Below are 355 nucleotides of genomic sequence, written 5' to 3'. Positions count from 1 at the left end.
TGCATCCGTAGCTCAGCTGGATAGAGTACTCGGCTACGAACCGAGCGGTCGGAGGTTCGAATCCTCCCGGATGCACCATATTCTACGAAATCTTCAGCGATGAAGGTGTCGAAGAGGTGGCGGTACTAACCGCAAGCACCAGGGAGGATAACGTTGCTTTAGCAACGGCCCGAAGGGCGAGCCGTAAGGCGAGTAATCCTCCCGGATGCACCATCTCTTACTTGATACGGCTTTAGTAGCGGTATCAAAAAATCTGCAGTAAAGTAAGTTTCCCGATGCATCCGTAGCTCAGCTGGATAGAGTACTCGGCTACGAACCGAGCGGTCGGAGGTTCGAATCCTCCCGGATGCACCAT

The 355-nt window shown here is 53.5% G+C and carries 2 tRNA genes; both read left to right on the top strand.

From position 1 onward, the window contains the following. Position 1: 1 nt before the first annotated feature. Positions 2–78: transfer RNA gene (locus HEN33_RS25635), tRNA-Arg, on the top strand. Between the two features lie 199 nt (positions 79–277). Beyond that, positions 278–354: transfer RNA gene (locus HEN33_RS25630), tRNA-Arg, on the top strand. Position 355 lies beyond the last annotated feature (1 nt).

The organism is Escherichia sp. 94.0001 (assembly GCF_013369155.2).
GTDB lineage: Bacteria > Pseudomonadota > Gammaproteobacteria > Enterobacterales > Enterobacteriaceae > Escherichia > Escherichia coli_F.
Note: the sequence above shows the minus strand (reverse complement) of the source record. Positions and strands in the feature narration are given on the sequence as shown.